Source organism: Sphingomonas sp. LH128 (assembly GCF_000293195.2).
Lineage (GTDB): Bacteria > Pseudomonadota > Alphaproteobacteria > Sphingomonadales > Sphingomonadaceae > Novosphingobium > Novosphingobium resinovorum_A.
In genome coordinates, this window is the sequence record NZ_ALVC01000121.1 from 1 (window position 1) to 18,497 (window position 18,497).

Consider the following 18,497-nt stretch of genomic DNA (forward strand, 5'->3'; position numbering starts at 1 on the left):
CGTTGGAGCGGGCCTCGAAATAGTTGGCGGCCAAAGGATAGTCCCGCTCTGCCAACGCCGCGAGCAGTCCCGACACGGCATCGCGCGGCGTCTCGCGCCCTAACGGATCGGTCGGGGGCGCGGCGGCGGGTGCCGGAGTGGCTGTGGCCGTGTCCGTCCCTGTCGTCTTGGATTCCTCGGCCTTGGGCGTCGGCAGCAGCTGCGCCTGGGCCTGCGAGGCGATCAGGACGAGAAGGAATAACGCCCAAAGCCGGGCCAGTTTGCGCAACATTGGGAAACCGTCTCCTGAAGCTCGGTGTGAGCGGGCGCTCCAGACGCGAAAGCTCCGCGCATTTCCAGCGAATATGCGCAGACGAGAGCCTCACGCGCGGCAACCCGTGCTTATGTCCTCGCAATGCCGGTGGAATGCGACAGTCGCAAGACGGGAGGACTGGACTGCCAACGCGCGATGATTGGCAGCCTCATTACGCGAGCTGTCAGGCATGCATCAGAAACGGATATACCCCCCACAGCGCCGCGCCGCAGGCACCTCATGCGCTGGCAACGAGTGCAAGGTCGGAAAAATCCCTGTGTTTCAAATTGCTGCTTGTGCCAGAACCGCTTTCCAGCGTGCATCGAGCAGGCTCTTTCCTGCAGACTTGCGGGTGCGGGCCACCAGTGAGACGCCGCGCAGCGTGATGCTGTGGCCGCCCAGCCAGCGACCCGCGATGCTGTAACCGATGTCGTAGATCGCCAACTCCTCACGGAGTTTGCCGTCAGCCAGGAAACGGGTAGTGACGAGGACTGGCAGCTTCTCGTCACCGCGGCTGCTGTCAGGCAGTCTGGCTCGGCTGCGGGCCTTCTTGAGCGCGTTTTCAAACCATCGCGCCTCAATCCTAGGTTCTCCCGTGGTTTCCGCGGCAGCAAGAGCGAGTGCGCTGGGAAAGGCGATACTCTGGCTCTGAACCGATTGCTCGGGCGATGCGGGCTTCAGGACCAGTTCGTCCTCATTCGTCCGGGCTGCCACAAGAGTGAGAATCGCCGCCTTGGTGGAAGCGCGCCGGGCATCGGCGTTCTTTCCGGCTTCAGTCTCGCTGCGCTGGCTCCAGCTGTTCCACAAGGTCAAGCCGGAGATGGTGACCGCGATCACCGTAAGTACTTCGCCCAGCGTAATCCAGCGGCGGCGGATAGCCGCCGCTTCATCCGCGCGGGCCTCTGCCCTGGTTATTGGCGGAGGGGACTTGGCGGCGGAATTGGGGGAATCGTCAGTCACGAGCAGGTTCGAACATCTGTCGCTCCAGGCGTCAAGGTACAGATGTCCCTTCGTGATTTCTTACGTGAACCCTTTGTGGTCGAGTGCGCCCTGTGCGTTTTCGCAAGTCGGAGGCAGCCGATATCTGTCGAGGGCCAAGGTCACCACCGATCCCTGCCGATTCGCGAGGTCAGCGGTGACAACACGCGGGCCGGCTGGCTCAATTGCTGACTAGGCTGCTGCTGCTTAGGCTGCGATCTGCCCGCTGAGCGCGCTGGCCGCAGCCTTGAGGACCTCCTTCAGCCGCGGCAGTTCGTTGCGTAAGGCTGCGCCGATCCCTATCGCCACAAGCGCATGGCTGGGTCTGCCCCCCTTCCATACAGGCGCGGCTACCACCGTCACCCCTGACAGGTAGTGCCCTGCATCCACCGCGACACCTGAAACGCGCGCGTCGTCTACCTGCGCAAGCCAGTCTTCCCAGCTTGGTGGCTCGTCCCAGCGCAGCTGATCAAATCGCGGTTTCAGTTCGCTTTGCGGGTACCCTCCGAAAGCGGCGATGCATCGTCCGGTTGCTGACACCAACGCCGGGAAACGGCTGCCGACTTGCGTCGAGAGCTGGAAGTTCTGGCCCGATTGCGACATCGCTGTGACGATGATGTGGTCCAGGCCGAAGACCTGGACCCCCATGGCTGTCGTACCGAACTCGCGGGCGATGCGGTCCAGAGCGGGCTGGGCAAGGTCGTTGAACTGATCCTTGCGCAACCAGGCACGAGCCAGTGTCAGCACGCCGGCATCGAGAGAATAGCGTTTGGTGTCGGCATCGAAGGCCACCAGATCCTCTGTCACCAGGGCGCGCAGCACATACAGACACGTGCTGGGTACGAGGCCGAGTTCACGGGCGATCGCCTGAACGCCGAGAGGCGCACCATGCTTGCCCAGCAGGCGCAGCACCGCTGCCGCCCGGGCGATGGCTGGGGCCTTGCTGGTCTTAGCTGTATCAATACCGCTTTTCATTCAATATATAGAATAACATTCAATATTTACAAAAACAAGGCCGTTGTGGCAGCAGTGCTGAACACAAGGACAACCTTCGTCGCGGCGATTCGACCCGGCGGAAATGAGCCAGGGGACAGGACGGTTGATGGCCAAAATGATTTCAGGGCTGACCGACTACACGCGCTATGCTGATGCACAGGCCCATGCATCGTCGGCGGCGCTGTGGGAGTTGTTCGACGGCGACCGAGAGTACTTCAACATCGCGCATGAATGCGTGACCCGCCATGCCGACGGTTCGGAGCGCGACGCGGTGCGGATCGCCCATGCCGATGGCGCGGACGAAGTCCTGAGCTTCGACAAGATTGCGAAGGGCGCGGCGCAGTTCGCGCACTGGCTCGATGCGCGAGGCGTGCGGCCCGGTGAGCGGATCGCCTTCATGCTCGAGCCCTCGCTCCCCTTCTACGTGTGCCTGTTCGGGGCGATGCAGACCGGGGCGATCTCGGTTCCGCTGTTCACCCTGTTCGGGCCCGACGCGCTGCGTTTGCGCATCGGCGACTGCGAGCCCGAGATTCTGGTCACGAATGCCGAAAAAGCGGAGCTTGCACGCTCGGTCGCGGTAGACGGCAAGCCAAAGGTGATCGTGGCGGACGAGGCTTTTCTCGCCTCGCTTGGGGATCTTCCAACCAGCTACGAGCCCAGAACACGCGCCAATGACATGGCCGTGTTCCAGTACACCAGCGGTACGACGCGCGAATTGCCCGAGGCGGTGAAGCACTCGCACCGCACGCTGGTGACGCTGATGTTCGCCGCGCTCTACGGCACCGGCATCCGGCCCGGGGACGCATTCTTCTGTCCCTCGAGCCCGGCTTGGGGGCATGGCCTGTGGCACGGAACACTCGCCCCGCTGGCGCTGGGGGTGACGACGGGGACGTTCGCCGGCCGCTTCGACCCGGTGCGGCTGATGCGAGCACTGGACGACTTTGGTATCACCAACATGTCGGCGGCCGCGACGCACTACCGCATGATGAAGAACAGCGGCCGGGCGGCGGACTTCACGTTCCGCTTCGACAAGCTGTCGTTCACCGGAGAGCCGATCGATCCGGCGACGCTGGAGTGGATCGACCAGTGGTTCAAGGTACCGGCCTGCTCGATGTACGGCACCACCGAGATCGGCGTGGTGCTGGTGAACTACCCCGGCGCGGAAGACTTCCCGGTCAAGCCCGGCGCGCTCGGCAAGGCGGTGCCGGGGCAGCGGCTGGAAGTCCAGCGCCCGGACGGCTCGGTCTGCGATCCCGGTGAGATCGGCGAGCTGATGCTGTGGCGAGCTGGCACCTGGATGACCACCAAGGACCGCGCGAAGACCGACGCGGACGGCTATTTCTACCATTGCGGCCGCGCCGACGACGTCATCATTTCGGCCGGCTGGACGATGAGCGCAGTCGAGATCGAGAACACCATGCTGCGCCACGACGACGTCCTCGAATGCGGCGTGATCGGCGTGCCCGACGAGCAGCGCGGGCAGGTGGTGAAGGCCTTCGTCGTCTCGAACCGCGCCGCCGACGACGCCTTTGTGCGCGAGCTTCAGGACTTCACCCGCGAACGCCTCGCCCAGCATGAATTTCCGCGTCTCGTCGAGTTCGTCGACGAGCTTCCCAAGAACCCCGCAGGCAAGGTCCACCGCAAGATGCTGCGCGACCGTGAAGCCGCGAAAGACGCCGAAGCGGTCGGCTGAGACATCCAGGAGAGCAGAGAAATGGCCACCACAGCAGAACCGAAGAACAAGTTCCCCAAGATCACCGAGGAGGGGCTCGACGACCTGCGCCAGCGCATCGGCGTAAAAATCGAGAACACCGTCGAGCCATGGAACTACGAGGCCACCCGCGACGCCATCCGCCACTATGCTCACGGCATCGGCGACGACAATCCGTTGTGGTGCGACCCGGAATACGCCGCGAAGACCAAGTACGGCTCGCTCGTCGCGCTGCCTTCGTTTCTCTTCACCACCAGCCGTATCATCTCGGGCTATTGCGGTGGTCTCTCGGGTGTCCACGCGATGTGGGCGGGGGCCGACTGGACCTGGTACAAGCCGGTGCTGCGCAACGACACCATCAGGGTCGAGGCGTACCTGAAGGATCTGGTCGAGCACCAGACCAAGTTCGCGGGCCGCTCGTTCCAGCAGATCTACCACGTCGACTTCTACAACCAGCACGGCGACCACGTCGCGGGCGCGGACAGCTGGGTGTTCCGCACCGACCGTGACGAGGCGCGCGAGCGCGGCACCAAGTACACCGAGGCGCGCGGCCGCGTGGAGCCCTTCACCCAGGAACAGCTCGACGAGTTCTACGAGATCTACGACCAGGAAGAGCAGCGCGGCGCGGTGCCCCGCTATTTCGAGGACGTGAATGTCGGCGACAAGCTGCCGCCGATGATGAAGGGCCCGATGACCGTCACCGGCTTCATCTGCTATGCGCAGGGCTGGGGCGGCCTCTACATCCGCGCCAACAAGCTGGCTTACAAGATGCAGAAGGCGCACCCGGGCCTCGGCATCCGCAACCGCTTCAACGTGCCCGACTGCCCCGAGCGCGTGCACTGGGACGAAGCCTTCGCGCTCGAGGTCGGGGCGCCGGGCGCCTACGACTACGGCCCGGAGCGCTGCTCGTGGCTGACCCACCACATGACCGACTGGATCGGCGACGACGGCTTCCTGCACAAGTCGAGCTGCCAGATCCGCCGCCACAACCCGGACGGCGACGCGATGGTCATCACCGGCGAAGTGACCCGCAAGTTCGAGGAGAACGGCAGGAAGTACGTCGAGGTGGCGCAGAAGGCGACGACCCACCGCGGCGAACTGTCGGCCTTCGGCACCGCCGTGGCGGAATTGCCCTCCAAGGCGTGATGCAGGGGTGATCTTGTCCGCCGCCGGGCCTAGTCTCGGCGGCGGACATCCCGCGAAGGCGAAACGCCGGCGGAACTGGAGAGGCCATGGATACCACGACGCGCGCGATGCCGGCGTTTCTTCCCGACGGCAGCGTCGAGGTGCCGGCCTTTACCCTGCCGGTCTCCGATCTCGTCAGCGCGCAGGCGGCGGCGATGCAGCGGCTGCGGGCGGAGATGCCTGCCTTCGACGCCGCCGGGGAGGATGGTGACATCGCGGCCCGGCGCGCGCAGATCAACGCCTATATGGCGCCGCAGATCGAACGACTTCGCGCTGCGTTCCCGGTCAGCATCGTGCGCTCGGTGATAGGCGGCGTGGAAGTGCTCGACGTGACGCCCGCCGAGGGCGGACACGACCCGCACCGCGTTCTCATCAACCTTCACGGCGGCGCCTTCTGCGTCGGCTGGGACGGGGTCGCGCTTGTCGAGGCCATCCCGATTGCCTCGCTCGGCCGCATCCGTGTCATCAGCGTCAATTATCGCATGGCGCCCGAATATCGCCATCCGGCGGGCGTCGAGGATGTCGCCGCGGTCTACGGGGCGCTGCTGGAGGACTATGCCCCGGGCCGCATCGGCATCTACGGCGGATCGGCAGGCGGGGCGCTCACCGCGCAGGCCGCTGCCTGGCTTGTCGCCCACGACCTGCCGCAGGTCGGCGCGATCGGGGTGTTTGGGGCAGGCGGGGTTCCCTTCGGCACCGGGGAATCGGCTTACGTCACCGGTTATACCGATGCCTCGTTTCCGCCGCCTCCGGCCGACGGAAGCGCGCCCGCGGACATCACCCATGGTTACTTCGCGGGCTGCGATGCGCGTGATCCGAGCGCCTGGCCGGGCTGGCATCCCGCTATCCTGGCGCACTTCCCGCCGGCACTGATCATCACCGGCACCCGGGCAATGGACCTCAGCCCCGCCATCTTCACGCATTCGCAGCTGCTCAAGGCCGGCGTGCGCTCGAGCCTGATCGTCGGCGAGGGCATGGGGCACTGCTACCACTACCAGCTCGATCTGCCCGAGGGGCGTGATGCGGTAGAGGCGATCGTGCGCTTCTTCCGGGAAAACCTGACGTGAGCGCGGACGCAGGCCCTTCCTGGCCCGGTCCGCTGGCGGGCGTGCGGGTGATCGACTTCACCCGTGTCCTGGCCGGTCCCGCGGCGAGCCTCGCGCTGGCCGACCTCGGCGCCGAAGTGTTCAAGATCGAGCCGCCCGGAACCGGCGACGAGACCCGGACCTTTCCGCCGATGCGCGAGGACGAGAGCCATTATTACCTCGCGGTCAATCGCGGCAAGAAATCGATCGTGGTCGATCTCAAGACCGAGGAGGGCCTGGCCCTGGTCAAGGACCTCGCCATGCGCTGCGACGTGCTGGTGGAGAACTACCGGCCGGGCGTGATGGAGCGGCTCGGGCTCGGGTGGGAGGAACTGCACGCCATCAATCCGCGCCTGATTTACTGCTCGATCTCGGGCTATGGTCAAACCGGGCCGCTGCGGGACCGGCCCAGCTTCGATATCGTCCTGCAGGCGATGTCCGGCGCGCTGTCGATGAACGGCGAGGCAGGCGGCCTGCCGACGAAGCTGGGCATTCCGCTGGGCGATCTGGTGGGCGGGATCAACGGCCCGATCGGCATTATCTCCGCTCTTTATGAACGCGAGCGGACGGGGTTGGGGCGCCATATCGACGTCAGCCTGATGGACGGCCTGATGGGCATGCTCGGCTACATCGCGCAGCTCGCCTTCTTCACCGGCAGCGATCCGCAACGGGTCGGCTCGCAGCATCCCAACCTCGTGCCTTACGGCATATTCCCGGCTCGCGAAGGCTCGATCGTCGTTGCCTGCCTGACGCCCGGCTTCTGGGCACGCATCTGCCGCGCGATCGGACGCGAGGAACTGGCCGAGGACCCGCGCTATGACACGCTGGAAAAGCGCCGCGACTCCCGCGAGGAGGTCAACGCGATCGTCGCGGATTTCACGTCGTGCCACTCCGTCGATGAACTGGGGGCGATCTTCACCGCGCACGAGGTGCCGCACGCGCCGATTCTGGGCGTGACCGAGGCGCTGGCGCAGCCCCAGGCCCGGGCGCGCGGCATGGTCGTCGAGACCGAGCATGCGGCGCTGGGCCGGATCCCGATCGTCAATCGACCGATCCGGTTCACCGACGCCGAGCAGCCGGTTCCCGAGGCGCCGCCGGTGCTGGGCCAGCACACCGATGCGATCCTGTCCGACGTCCTCGATCTATCGCCCGAGCGGATCGCGATGCTGCGCGGTGCCGGAGTCGTTGCCTGACGGCAGCGCGCCGGTAAGCTTGGCGCAATTGAGGAGAGGACAGGCCATGGCCGAATTGCGTTTCGACGATCGCGTCGCAGTGATAACCGTAGGTGGCCGGGGTCTCGGCCGCGCTCATGCACTGCTGCTGGCGAGCCGGGGATGCAAGGTCGTCGTCAACGATACGGGAGTCTCGATGGCAGGCGACGCCACCGGGGAAGGGCCTGCGGAGGCGCTCGTCGCGGAAATCCGCGCGGCTGGCGGAGAAGCCGTGGCCAGCCTCGACAGCGTCGCGACGCGTGAAGGGGGCAAGGCGATCATCGATACCGCGTTGGATGCCTTCGGGCGGATCGACATCCTGATCCACTCGGCGGGCAACGTACGCCGCGGCTCTCTTTCGAGCCTCGCCTACGAGGATTTCAGCGCGGTGCTCGATGTACATCTCAAAGGCGCCTATCACGTTGTGCGCGAGGCCTTCCCGCGCATGATGGCACAAGGCTATGGCCGGATCGTCCTCACCGGTTCGATCAACGGGCTCTATGGCAAGGCCGACAACGTCACCTACTCGCTGTGCAAGGCAGCGTTCATGGGCCTGTCAAATACGGCCGCGATCGAGGGGCAGCACTGCAATGTACGCTCCAACCTCATTGTCCCTGCCGCCGTAACGCGCATGTCGGAAGGGATTGATACCAGCAGGTTTCCGCCGATGGAGCCCGAAATGGTCGCGCCGATGGTCGCTTACCTGTGCCATGAGCAATGCGAGGCGAGCGGCGAGATGTACGTCGCCATGGGCGGCCGTCTGGCGCGTGCCCGGGTTGCCGAGAACGCCGGCGTCTATAGGCCGGAATGGAGCCTGGAGGACGTCGCGGGCCGGATCGGTGCGATCAGGGAAGGCGGCGCGGCACTGGCGTTCCCACCGGTTCCGGACGGCCAGCTCGATCATCTGCTCCATGGCTTCGCGATGATCCGGGCGGGAGAGGCCTGAACCGCGGGGCGGCAATGCAAGCGGCGGTGGAACGTAGGCGCGCGTGAGCGGCTGGGCTATCGCGGCGGCATTGTGGCCGGTTCGCGTGCTCGGTGCGATGGAGCCGGGAAATGAACCCGAGAGTGAATCTCAGGAACCTCACTGGTCTGCAGGGGTTCCAATTTGGAGAGGTTGCACATGCGACGCTGAACAACAGGTCTGCCATGATCAATACGTACAATACCGACATTGAAGTTCCGCCCTTCGATCTGAAGACGATACTCGCCTTCAATGCAGCGCTCTGGATGCTGGTGGGCATAGGCGCCGCGTTGATATTTTGATCCGTTGCTTTGCTATCCCTGTGTCGGTGCAAGGATAATTTTTACAGGCCCGTATAACCCCTGAACCAATCGACGAAACGCGGCACGCCGATCTCGATCCGGGTGCTCGGGATGTACCCTGTATCGTGCGTCAGCGCGGTGATGTCCGCGTAAGTGGCGGGCACATCACCCGGCTGCATCGGCAGGAGATTGCGCTGCGCCTTGCGGCCACAAGCGTCCTCAAGCACGTCGATTAAGCGCAGCAGGTGCTCAGACTTGTTGTTGCCGATGTTGTAGAGCGCGTGCGGCTTGACGCTGCCTCCCGCCTTTTCCGCGCCGTCGTCGATGGGCGGTCGATCGAGGCAGGCGAGAACGCCTCCAACGATGTCGTCGATATACGTGAAATCCCGGCTCATCTCGCCATGGTTGTATACATCGATCGGGCGCTCGGTGAGAATCCGCTCGGCAAATTTCCACATCGCCATGTCCGGACGGCCCCAAGGGCCATAGACGGTGAAGAACCTGAGGCCGGTAAGCGGCAGCCGGTAGAGATGGGCGTAAGTCTCGCTCATCAGCTCGTCGGCTTTCTTGGTGGCCGCGTAGAGCGAGACGGGATGATCGGCGCGATCGTCCACCGCGAAGGGCAGCTTCGTATTGCCGCCATAGACCGAACTCGAACTGGCGTAGACCATGTGGCCTACCTGCCGGGCGCGGCCGATTTCCAGCATGTTGACGTGGCCGGCCAGGTTGGACGCGACGTAGGCTTGCGGGTTCTCCAGCGAATAGCGCACGCCGGCCTGCGCGCCGAGATGGACGATGGTGTCGAACGTGAACGGTGCCAAGGCCTCGGTGAGCGGGGCCATGTCGGCGAAATCGAGTTCGCGAAAATGGAACAGGTTGCCGTGGTTTGCGGCAAGCTTGTCCAGGCGTGCCCGTTTCAGCGAGACCGGGTAATAGTCGTTGAGGTTGTCGATGCCGATGACGGGTTGGCCCCGGCTCATCAGCGCCTCGGCAACGGCGGCGCCGATAAAGCCGGCCGCGCCGGTCACGAGCACGCTCGAGCCTGCCGACTTCGAAATTTGTTCTGTCATCATCTCGCGCGCTCTGCCGTCTGTCCGTTTCAATCCGATTGCAATGGCGGAGCTAGCGCAAAATAGTGGATCAGACGCTAATCTGCAGCCGGTTATTGCGCCTTCGAACGGATACTAGAATGAACGACGCAATGTCGCACCGGCTGAGGTCACATTCCCGGCCTTGACCCCGAAGCTGCGCGTGGCGAACAGATCGAGATAGAGGCCTTGCCCCAGCTTCATGTTGGTGGTTGCCCCAGCTTCGAACCAGCTGTCGGCGTAGTGCTTGCTGTCGAGGCGGAACGGCAGTTGCGCGTCGGGATCGGGATTAGGGCGAACCCGCAGTGCCGAGAGGCCATTGCTGGTCCAGTTCCTTGAAAACGACAGCCCGGCGTAATGTTCGCGGGTGCTGCCGAATGCATAATCGACGCGCATCGTGGCATTGGCCGACCACGTCGGCTCGTCGGTTTCCTGGTCGCGCAGGCCCAGTCCATCGGGCGCGGGGCGCAGCAGCTTTCCATCGGCGAACGAGGCGGCGACAAGCGGTGTGAGGAAAAACCGCGACCCCAGCGGCAGCACCTTGCCGAAATCGCCCCCGATCGCGTAATAGTCGCTGCCCTTGGCGCCGGTACTGGCGCGACTGCCGAGCGAGGTGCTGATCCTGCCGTAGTCCTGTCTGCCGTAGCTGACCCATCCGTCAACCACCCAGTTGTCGAAGTTGCCGCCGGCTCCCAGCGTTCCGACGTAATAATCCGAGGGTAACGCGGCGTCTGATTGTTGCAGGGTGCCGTGGTAGCGCATCGTGCTGGCGCGCACGTAGCCGCGGCCAACAATCCGCGTCAGGCTGAGCGATTGCCAGCTGCCGTCGGGCCCGTCGTCGCGCGCGCTGATGCCGCCGGATGCCGTCGCCGTCCATCGTACCGGAGCCACTTGCGTCGCGCTTGCGTCGGCGCCGTCGCTCGATTGTTCAACCGCAGGCGCATCGCTCACATCCTGCGCGGCGGCAGGCTGCAGGGGCAGCGAAAGGGCCAGCGTAGCACCCAGGGCGAAACAATGCCTGCGCATGGTGGCGACGCTCCGCTCAGGCGGCTTTGCGCAGGGTCGAAACAAACGCGGCGGGCACGCTCACGCGGGCTACGAAGCCATCCTGCCCATGCGCGAAGGACACATCCCCGCCGTGCGCCCGTGCGATCGAGCGGCAGACCGCAAGGCCGAGGCCGCTGCCGTTGCGGCCCGACTTGCGCGCCGCATCGCTGCGGTAGAACGGCTCGAAGGCCCGGTCGAACTCATCCTCGGGAATGCCCGGTCCGGCATCGACGATCTCGGCGACAGCCTCGTTGCCGCTCAGCGAGACGCGCACGCGGGCGCTGTCGCCGTACTTGACCGCGTTCTCCAGCAGATTGCCGAGCAGGCGGCGGATGCCGACCGGATCGACCTCGACCGGGATGTGCGCGTTGCGCTCGATCTCTACCTTGGCGCCGACGAGCTGCCAGTCGGCGACGCTGCCCGCGATCAGCTCAGCGAAGTCGAGCCGCTGGCGCGGGCCGGGCGTTGAGGCGTCACGAATGAAGGCAATGACCTGGCTGATCATCGCTTCCATTTCAGTCACTTCTTTCAGAAGGCCCTCGCGCTGCTCGTCGGGCACGTCCTCGATGCGGAAGCGCAGCCGGGTGAGCGGGGTGCGCAAGTCGTGGCTGATGGCGCCGACCATTGCGGTGCGATCGTCCACGAAGGCGCGCAGACGGTGGCGCATCTGGTTGAAGGCGTTGGCGGCGCGGCCGATCTCCGCCGGACCGGATAGCGGCAGGATCGTCGCCGAAGGATCGCGGCCGAGCTGCTCGGCGGCCTTCGCGAAATCGCGCAGCGGAACGACGATGCGCCGTACGAACAGCCAGGCGAGCGGGCTGACGATCGCCAGCGAGAGCGCGAACCACAGCATCACCCGGGTTTGCCAGGCATTGGGGAACGGCTCTGCGCGCGGTGCCACCGCCAGCCAGGTGCCGTCAGATTGGCGGGATGCCGCGACGAAGTCGCCCTCGATGAACGGCGGCGAGGCGAGGTCGAACAACGAACTCGTCACGCGGCGGAAGGGGATGGGCTGCAGGGCCGGAACCGCCTGTGCGCTGCGCGGGGTGTCAGGCATGGTAGCCACAGCGGGACGGGCAGCAGGCTGCGGCTGATCGGCCTGCGCGGCAGTCGATGTGATGGCGGCGGGGCTGACAGCTGGCCGGGCGGCAAGGCGCATCGACAGGGGCTGGGTCTCCTCGACCGGCTCGGTGACCGGGCCCGGCTGGGCGACGGGCGGGGCGATGGCGATGATGGGGCTGGGCGGAGCCGAGCCGATGCCCGGCGTCAGCCCGGGCTGGGCGAGGGGGCCTGGTCCGCGTATCGCGCCGGGGTTGCCGACGGGCCGGCCGCCGTCTCCGGCACCGTTTCCTGGACCACCGCCTCCGCCTGCACCCGGCCGTGTGGCGCCGCTGCCGCCAGTTCCTCCGCCGATAGAGCCTCCGGGCAGGCCCGGGCGCGGCATTCCCGAGCCGGGCTGCGAGGGAACGCGCGGACCCGCGCCGCCGGGAAACCCGCCGCCAGGGAAGTTGCCGCCGGGCATGCGGCCACCGGGGAACCCGCCGCCGGGCATACCGGAAGGGCCGGCGGCGCCTCCGGCGGGCGGTCCGCCGGGAATGGCCTGCGCCTGCGCCTGCTCGATGAGCAGCGAGGACAGGCCGCCGGAAGCGGACGATTTCACGGCAAGCGGCGAGCGGCCGTCACTGGGCACGGCGACGCCGCCGACCGGCAGCTGTGTGTAGAAGGCCAGCACGACATCGTTCGCGGGCCGGCCGATGCGTTGGGCAAGCGCGTCACGCGATGATTCGGAGACCAGCCAGCCCTGCCCGCTGACATCGGGCGGGCCGCTCATGGTCTTGCGTTCGAGGCGCTCGGGCGCAGGGCCGCCGCCCAGCGCGCCCGCGACTTCGTCCATATTCCAGCGCTCGGCCGGGCGCGGCGGCCGGATGACCGTGAGCGCCAGGGTCACCGCCTGCGCCGCGAGCAATGCGCATACCAGGATCGCGACCATCTGCATGGCCAGCGGCATGCCGAGTCGGCGGGGGATCTCGGGAAGGGTCATGGCTTTTGCTTTGCCATGCGCGGCGCGCGAATTCGAGATGAAGGATTGTCGCAGCAATAGAGTCGAGACACGATATGCGGAGCGGGGACAGGAGAGAGGGACACGTCCCTCCTGTCCCCGCTCCGCGTTCCCGCAGCCCACCAAAGCGGTTTGCGGGAACGGTCACCCCGGATCGGGCCGGACGTGCTCCGTGAAAAACGGAGGATCCGGCTGGAAACTTTTCGGCCGCTAGCACGTTTGGGGCGCTCGGCGACCTGACGATGCGGCAAGTACCACGCACTTGTGTCGTTTTGCGGACTCCGAATCAAGAAATTATCCGACGCGTGGAGAGCGTTTTGAGTAATTTCGTTTCGAATAGTTCCGGGGCCACCGGCGAACGGGACGGGTGCGACTACAGAACCCGCTCGGTCGACGGCCCCGGCACCGCGGGACCCCTTGGCGGTGGGATCCCGGACGGTGGCCTCGAACGCAGCGGAGCCGCATGTCGCGGGAAAGGGCGCGGGGGGCGCACTAAGATCCGCGAACACGGCTGGCCGATACGTATCGCGGCAAGCTTGACTGTCCATGCCGCAGCTTGTCGGGGGCGGAAGTTGCGGGTGGATTTCATCGCTTTGCAGCCACATTTCAGGGCTGTCGCAACGTGTAACCTCGGCTGAAATCCGCCCGGAACACGCACTATTCATCAGCGCACAATGATCCTAGAACCGCATGCAATGGACCTGCACACCCGTATTCTCATCGTCGACGACGACGAGGGCATTCGCTCGCTGATCGGCGACTTCCTCGCGAAGCACGGCTACGACACGACGACGGCCGCCGATCCGCTGGAGATGCGCAAGCTGCTGGCGGCAGAGAGCTTCGACCTGATCGTGCTCGACGTCATGATGCCGCGCGAGGATGGGCTGACCGCCCTGCGCCAGATGGGGCCGGACGCGCCGCCCGTGATCATGTTGTCCGCGGTTGGCAGCGACGTCGACCGGATCGTCGGGCTGGAGATGGGCGCGGACGATTATCTCGCCAAGCCGTGCAACCCGCGCGAACTGTTGGCGCGCATCCGCACGGTGCTGCGCCGCCGGGCCGCAGCCGCGCCTTCCGCCGGTCCGGCGGAGGCGGCCCCGGCCCGCGCGGTCGAGGTCGATTCGGGCGATTGCCTGCATTTTTCGGGCTGGCGCATGGATCTTGGCCTGCGGCTGCTGTTCGATCCGACCAATGCCCTGATTTCACTGTCCGATGGCGAATTCCGGTTGCTGCGCGCCTTTGCCGAGCATCCGCGCCGGGTGCTTACCCGCGATCAGCTCCTGGACTGGTCGCGCGGCGAGGATTCGGATCATTACGACCGTGCCATCGATGTCCAGCTCTCGCGTCTTCGGCGCAAGCTCTCCGATGGCGAGGGCGGCAGCGACATCATCCGCACGGTTCGCAATGAAGGCTACCTGTTCGTTCCGGCGGTCATGGATGATCGTCCGGCCGCCTGACCGGCAGCCTCACGCCGACAACCTGATAACGGCAAACTGATCGCAATTCTCGTGCAATCCATCTGAAATCCCCGGGCAACGCCCGGCGCACAGTCCTCGCCTGTGAGGTTCGGCCATCATGCCGGGCGCGAAGGAGGACGGCGATGGGATTTCGGGAGCGGGGCGCTTCGCACGGGGAGCCGCACGGCCATGGCCTGGCCGAAGATCTTCAGGCGATAGGGCGCGAGATGTTCGCCCGGCGCCGTGCACTGGCCTTCATGGCAAGTGCGGGAACCGCAGCGGCGCTGAGCGCATGCGGCGGGGACGATTCCTCCGGCTCTTCGAATTCGGGATCGACGAGTTCCTCATCGACCTCGTCATCTTCCACCTCGAGTTCCACGACCTCGAGTACGTCCTCGTCGTCCACTTCGGGCGGCACCTCGGATGCGAGCTGCATCGCCGATCCCACCGAGACCAACGGCCCTTACCCGGCCGATGGCACCAACACCGCCAGCGGGTCGACCTCGAACGTGCTCACCCAAAGCGGTGTGGTGCGCTCGGACATCCGTTCCAGCTTCATCGGCTCGACCAATACGGCGGGCGGCGTGCAACTCGAGATCGAGCTGCAACTCGTCGATGTCAGCAATGGCTGCGCGCCAATTGAGGGGGCTGCGATCTACGTGTGGCACTGCGACGCCTCCGGCCTCTACTCGCTCTATTCCAGCGGGGTCACCACCGAGAGCTATCTGCGCGGGGTGCAGGTGACGGACAGCGACGGCAAGGTCACCTTCACTACCATTTACCCCGCCTGCTATTCGGGGCGCTGGCCGCACATCCATTTCGAGGTGTTCACCGGCGGGCTGACTTCGGCCAGCACCGGACGCACGGCGGCGCTCATCTCGCAGCTGGCCATGCCGGCGGCCAACAACACCGCCGTGTTCACCGGCGACAGCCGCTACACCGCCAGCATCGCCAATTACAACGCGATCTCGCTCTCGTCGGACAATGTGTTCGGCGACAACACCTCGGCCCAGATCGCCCAGCAGACGCCGACCCTGAGCGGCAGCCTGACCGCCGGGTACACCGGCACGGCGGTCATCGGCATCGCTACCTGAGGCGCAACCGACCTCTCACCCAGATCACGCATATTCATCCTTTCGGGACACCTGACATGCATTCGCTCAAGAATACCGCCGGCCTCGGCGCGCTGGCGCTCGCTCTCGCCGCCACCCCGTCGCTGGCCGACACCTCGATCACCAAGGACACCACGAGCGCGCTTTCGACCTCGAGCGCGGGCAATGTCACGGTGGGTGAGAATGGCACGATCACGCTGGCCAGCGGCAGCGCCATCACGCTCGATAGCAATTCGACAGTGACCATGGGTGGCACTCTCGCGATGGGCGGCTCCAGCAATGCCTCGGGCATCACCATCAATGCCGGGACGACTTCGAGTCTCGATATCGGCGAGGACGGCACGATCACGGTGCTGGAGGACTTCGTCGTCGATGACACCGATTCGGACGGCATCGTCACCGACAACATCGCCTCGGCCGGCAACCGCTACGGCGTTCACGTGACCGGCGATGCGGCGGGTACGATCCTCAATGAGGGCGCGATCACTGTCGAGGGCCAGAACTCCGGCGGGATCGTCCTTGACGGCGACTGGACCGGCTCGATCACCAACACCGGCACGATCAAGGTGATCGGCGACAACGCGGTTGGCATCTCCACCCAGGGCATCGACGGCGACCTGACTGTCGAGGGCTCGGTCTCGGTCGTTGGTTCGGGAGCGAGCGCACTCAATGTGGCGGGCGACGTCAGCGGCACGGTCACGATCCAGGGCGCGGTGACCAAGGGCTATTCCTATACCGACGACAATGGAACCACCGAGGTGCTCTCCCGCGCGGCGCTGCGGACCGGCACGGCGGCCGTCTCGATTACCGGGAACGTCGATGGCGGCATTTACGTCGCTGCCCCTCCCGTCGACCGCGACGATGACAACGACGACGAGGACGGCGACGGTGTCGATGACAGTGAAGAGGGCACCGGCGTCATCACCACTTACGGCAATGGTCCGGCGCTGCAGGTGGGTGGCAGCAGCGACATCACCGTCGGGGCGGTCACCGGGAACATGGGCACGTACTCGATCGTCATCGACGGCTCGGTGACCGCCAATTCCTACTACAGCAACACCGATGCCTATGGCCTGGTGATCGGCGGGCAGGGCGGCAACGTGACCCTGACCGACGGCATCGGGGTGTCGGGTACGCTCAATGCGACGTCCTACGATCAGTCGGCGACAGCGCTGCTGATCAACGAGGGCAGCACCGTGACCAAGCTCTACAACAGCGGCACGATCTCGGCCTCGCTGACCTCCAGCGGCGAGGGATCGACGACCGCGATCCGGGACCTGTCCGGCACGCTGACGTCGATCGAGAACACCGGCTTCATCACGGCGGGCGGTTCGAGCACCGACACCCGCACCGCGCTTGATCTTTCCGCCAATACCGCCGGCGTCACCATCATTCAGTACCTCAATGATGACGACGCCGAGACGAGCGCCGAATATGTCGAGGACAACGACGAGGAAGATCCCACGGTCTACGCCGGGATCAGCGGCAACATCCTGCTGGGATCGGGCAATGACAGCCTTTCGGCCTCGACCGGCCAGATCGTGGGTGACACGTACTTCGGCGCGGGCGACGATACTCTGGGTCTGTCAGGCAAAGCGGTCTACGAGGGCGACGTTTACTTCGGCAGCGGGCTGGCGACGGCGACGCTGTCAGGCCAATCGAGCTACACGGGCACGATGGACTTCGCGGGCGAGACCGGCACGGTCACCATCAACGACACCGCCACCTACTCGGGCCAGTTCGCCAACGCCGACAATGTCGCGGTCACCGTCAACGGCGGCACCCTGATCCCCGACAAGGCCACCACGGTCAACTTCGGCACTCTCACGGTCGGTTCGGGCGGCACGATCGGTGTCTATGTCGATGGGGACGAGAGTTCCACGATCGAGGTCGACAGCGCCACGCTGGCGGACGGCGCCAGTGTTTCGGCCACGGTGAACAGCCTGGCGACCGCCGAGGGCACTTATACCGTACTCACCTCGGACAATCTGACGATCGAGGGCGCCCTCAACTCGTCGGTCGATACGCCCTTCATCTACAATGGCGCGGTTACCAGCGACGAGGACAACGTCTACTTGACCCTTTCGCGCAAGACCACGAAGGAACTGGGCCTCACGAAGTCGCAAGGTTCGGCCTGGGATGCGGTCTACGCGACCGCGCAGAACGACGACGACATGACCGACAGCCTGCTCCAGGTCGAGGATTCGGCGAGCTTGCGCGATCAGATCGGCGGCCTGCTGCCCGACCACGCCGGCGGCGTTTTCAAGGCGGTGACCACTGCTGACCGCCTCGCCGCGCGCCATATCAGTGACGACACCTCCTTGTTCGACATTTCCGACATCGGCGGCTGGTTCGAGCCGATCTACTGGCGCGCCAGCAAGGATGCGACCGGCACCGCCGGATACAAGGCCAATGGCTGGGGCCTGTCGGGCGGCGTCGAACGCCATACCGATCTCGGCAATTTCGGCGTCTCCTATGCCTGGATGCAGGGCACGGTGAAGAACAACGGAGGAACCGGAAAGCTCGACGTCGGCCAGCATGACCTTGGCCTGTTCTGGCGGACCCAGAACGGCCCGCTGCTTGCCTGGGCGCGCGTCGGCGCCTCGCGCATCTCGATCGATTCGACCCGCACTTATACCGGCACGATCGATGATACCGACTTCTCGTATTCGGCCGACGGCAGCTGGAAGGGCTGGCTGTTCTCGGGCCTGGCCGGTGCCTCGTACCGCTTCGACATGTCACGCCGCTTCAGCCTCAAGCCCAAGCTCGAGCTGGAGCAGATGTGGCTCAAGGAAGACGGCTATGCCGAAACCGCCGACAGCGACGCGATGGCGCTCACCGTCGCGAGCCGCACCAGCAAGATGCTGACCGCCACTCCGACGGTCACGGCCTCCTACTCGCTGGGCACGATCTCGCCCGACTGGCGTCCGCTGACCTTCCAACTCGAAGCCGGGCGGCGCGAGGTCCTGGCCGGAAAGCTCGGCAGCACGACGGCCTACTTCAACGGCGG

15 protein-coding genes and 1 pseudogene are annotated in these 18,497 nt (G+C 65.5%); 9 read left to right on the top strand and 7 right to left on the bottom strand.

Annotation, left to right across the window (positions count from 1 at the left end; translation table 11 throughout):
- The 3 genes and pseudogenes from LH128_RS10325 to LH128_RS10335 all read right to left on the bottom strand — a co-directional run.
- A pseudogene (locus LH128_RS10325) lies at window positions 1–271 on the bottom strand (hypothetical protein); the annotation flags it as partial.
- A 303-nt stretch (window positions 272–574) separates the two neighbouring features.
- Complete coding sequence (locus LH128_RS10330) at window positions 575–1,252, bottom strand: hypothetical protein (protein ID WP_327195128.1); 678 nt, start codon at window positions 1,250–1,252, stop codon at window positions 575–577.
- A gap of 225 nt (window positions 1,253–1,477) precedes the next feature.
- On the bottom strand, window positions 1,478–2,245 hold the full coding sequence (locus LH128_RS10335; protein ID WP_037518900.1) for an IclR family transcriptional regulator: 768 nt from the start codon (window positions 2,243–2,245) through the stop codon (window positions 1,478–1,480).
- Between the two features lie 127 nt (window positions 2,246–2,372).
- On the opposite strand from LH128_RS10335, the gene LH128_RS10340 reads away from it, so the two are divergent.
- From LH128_RS10340 to LH128_RS33305, 6 genes are all read left to right on the top strand, one after another.
- Window positions 2,373–3,959: an acyl-CoA synthetase gene (locus LH128_RS10340; protein WP_008829572.1), complete on the top strand. Its 1,587-nt coding sequence runs from the start codon at window positions 2,373–2,375 to the stop codon at window positions 3,957–3,959.
- 21 nt (window positions 3,960–3,980) lie between these two features.
- Complete coding sequence (locus LH128_RS10345; protein WP_008829573.1) at window positions 3,981–5,123, top strand: FAS1-like dehydratase domain-containing protein; 1,143 nt, start codon at window positions 3,981–3,983, stop codon at window positions 5,121–5,123.
- An 86-nt stretch (window positions 5,124–5,209) separates the two neighbouring features.
- The gene (locus LH128_RS10350; protein WP_008829574.1) at window positions 5,210–6,229 is read left to right on the top strand and encodes an alpha/beta hydrolase; all 1,020 of its coding nucleotides are present in this window, start codon (window positions 5,210–5,212) and stop codon (window positions 6,227–6,229) included.
- The gene (locus LH128_RS10355; RefSeq protein ID WP_008829575.1) at window positions 6,226–7,440 is read left to right on the top strand and encodes a CaiB/BaiF CoA transferase family protein; all 1,215 of its coding nucleotides are present in this window, start codon (window positions 6,226–6,228) and stop codon (window positions 7,438–7,440) included. The genes LH128_RS10350 and LH128_RS10355 overlap by 4 nt, the downstream gene beginning before the upstream one ends.
- A gap of 46 nt (window positions 7,441–7,486) precedes the next feature.
- Complete coding sequence (locus LH128_RS10360; protein WP_008829576.1) at window positions 7,487–8,404, top strand: SDR family NAD(P)-dependent oxidoreductase; 918 nt, start codon at window positions 7,487–7,489, stop codon at window positions 8,402–8,404.
- 110 nt (window positions 8,405–8,514) lie between these two features.
- Complete coding sequence (locus tag LH128_RS33305; RefSeq protein WP_008829577.1) at window positions 8,515–8,724, top strand: hypothetical protein; 210 nt, start codon at window positions 8,515–8,517, stop codon at window positions 8,722–8,724.
- A 41-nt stretch (window positions 8,725–8,765) separates the two neighbouring features.
- Here LH128_RS33305 and LH128_RS10365 read toward each other — a convergent pair whose 3' ends face one another.
- The 3 genes from LH128_RS10365 to LH128_RS10375 all read right to left on the bottom strand — a co-directional run bounded on the left by LH128_RS10365 (window position 8,766) and on the right by LH128_RS10375 (window position 12,900).
- Window positions 8,766–9,797, bottom strand: coding sequence for an NAD-dependent epimerase/dehydratase family protein (locus LH128_RS10365; RefSeq protein WP_008829578.1), 1,032 nt, complete (start codon window positions 9,795–9,797; stop codon window positions 8,766–8,768).
- Window positions 9,798–9,908: 111 nt separating this feature from the next.
- Window positions 9,909–10,838, bottom strand: a complete 930-nt coding sequence (locus LH128_RS10370; RefSeq protein WP_008829579.1) for an autotransporter outer membrane beta-barrel domain-containing protein — start codon at window positions 10,836–10,838, stop codon at window positions 9,909–9,911.
- A gap of 16 nt (window positions 10,839–10,854) precedes the next feature.
- Window positions 10,855–12,900, bottom strand: a complete 2,046-nt coding sequence (locus LH128_RS10375; RefSeq protein ID WP_008829580.1) for an ATP-binding protein — start codon at window positions 12,898–12,900, stop codon at window positions 10,855–10,857.
- Between the two features lie 713 nt (window positions 12,901–13,613).
- Here LH128_RS10375 and LH128_RS10380 point away from each other — a divergent pair.
- Window positions 13,614–14,375: a response regulator gene (locus LH128_RS10380; RefSeq protein ID WP_008829581.1), complete on the top strand. Its 762-nt coding sequence runs from the start codon at window positions 13,614–13,616 to the stop codon at window positions 14,373–14,375.
- A gap of 208 nt (window positions 14,376–14,583) precedes the next feature.
- Here the strand turns inward: LH128_RS10380 and LH128_RS34480 are convergent, their stop codons facing one another.
- Window positions 14,584–14,811, bottom strand: a complete 228-nt coding sequence (locus tag LH128_RS34480) for a hypothetical protein (protein ID WP_008829582.1) — start codon at window positions 14,809–14,811, stop codon at window positions 14,584–14,586.
- 73 nt (window positions 14,812–14,884) lie between these two features.
- Here LH128_RS34480 and LH128_RS34485 point away from each other — a divergent pair, with 73 nt between their 5' ends.
- Both LH128_RS34485 and LH128_RS10395 read left to right on the top strand, forming a co-directional pair.
- A complete protein-coding gene (locus LH128_RS34485) occupies window positions 14,885–15,469 on the top strand; it encodes a dioxygenase family protein (RefSeq protein WP_327195129.1) in 585 nt (194 codons plus the stop codon).
- A gap of 56 nt (window positions 15,470–15,525) precedes the next feature.
- On the top strand, window positions 15,526–18,497 hold a 2,972-nt coding region (locus LH128_RS10395; protein WP_008829584.1), incomplete at its 3' end, for an autotransporter outer membrane beta-barrel domain-containing protein.